The 1195-nt window shown below is 68.7% G+C and carries 2 protein-coding genes and 1 tRNA gene; 1 reads left to right on the plus strand and 2 read right to left on the minus strand.

Features of this window, described 5'->3' with window-relative positions; genetic code table 11:
- Positions 1-354: polyprenyl synthetase family protein (locus tag G6023_RS15505; RefSeq protein WP_241727905.1), on the minus strand; the 354-nt coding region annotated here is incomplete at its 3' end.
- A gap of 198 nt (positions 355-552) precedes the next feature.
- Positions 553-634: transfer RNA gene (locus tag G6023_RS15510), tRNA-Tyr, on the minus strand.
- Positions 635-805: 171 nt separating this feature from the next.
- On the opposite strand from G6023_RS15510, the gene G6023_RS15515 reads away from it, so the two are divergent.
- A partial coding sequence (locus G6023_RS15515) for a YajQ family cyclic di-GMP-binding protein (RefSeq protein ID WP_182636380.1) occupies positions 806-1195 on the plus strand: 390 nt, incomplete at its 3' end.

The raw sequence follows: 1195 nt of genomic DNA on the forward strand, positions 1-1195 counted from the left end.
GAGCAGCCCGCCGACCTGTCCGAGGTGCCCGGCGGCCTCGGTCCCGATCCCCCCGGCGGTGGCCCGCGCGGTGGTGCGGCCCTGCAGGTTGGGCTGGCCGCGGCGCTGGTCGTCCCCGTCCGCCAGGTCGTCGTGGACGAGAAACGCCTCGTGCAGCAACTCCAGTGCCTGGCCCGCGGCGGCCCGCACGGCCTCGTCGGTGCCCCCGGAGGTGGTGTACACGGCGTCGAAGAGCGCGGAGCGCATCCCCTTGCCGGAGCGGGTGGTCCGCCCGAGGTCATCGGCCCACTCGTCCACTGCGGAACCCAGGCCCGCCGGCAGGTCGCCGGTCGTCATCCGATGTGCGGCGGTCATCGAAAGGAGTGTCATGTCCTGTGGTTCGGAGCCGGGGCCGTCGTGGATACGTCTCACCTCGATTCTTCTCGACGAGATGCGGCGTGACAGGTCGTGGGGTCGTGACACTGGGGACCGCGCGTGTTCACATTTTCACGGATTCCCGGGCGACAGGTCCCGAAATGCACGAAGACCCCCGCTTGTGGCAGGGGTCTCGCGTGCCAGATGATGGATTCGAACCAACGTAGGCTAAGCCGACGGATTTACAATCCGCTCCCTTTGGCCGCTCGGGCAATCTGGCGTGCACCTCAAGGGCGCTACGACACGATACAACGGCTGTGACCCCTGGTGCCAAATCGGGGTGCTCAGGGGTGGTGCGGCGGCGGTCTCCCGGGCCCGCCCGTGGCCGCCTCGGGCCCCGGCCGTGGCGGGTAGCCTGGCCGGGACATCCCCCAACGACAGGAGTACGTCCATGGCCTCGGAGTCCTCGTTCGACATCGTCTCGGAGTTCGACCGCCAGGAGGTGGACAACGCCCTGAACCAGGCCGCCAAGGAGCTGGGCACCCGCTACGACTTCCGCGGGACCGATGCGAGCATCGAGTGGAAGGGCGAGGACGCGGTGGAGATCGTCGCGAACTCCGAGGACCGGGTGCTGGCCGCCAAGGACGTCTTCGTGGAGAAGTTGGTGCGCCGCGGGCTGAGCATGAAGGCGCTCGAGGTGGGCGACCCGATGCCGTCGGGCAAGTCGTTCCGCCTGGTCGGCTCGCTCAAGCAGGGCATCGACAAGGAGAACGCCAAGAAGATCACCAAGCTGCTGCGCGACGAGGGCCCCAAGGGCGTCAAGGCGCAGATCCAGGGCGAG

This window comes from Dietzia sp. DQ11-71 (assembly GCF_014144995.1).
GTDB classification, from domain to species: Bacteria; Actinomycetota; Actinomycetes; order Mycobacteriales; family Mycobacteriaceae; genus Dietzia; species Dietzia kunjamensis.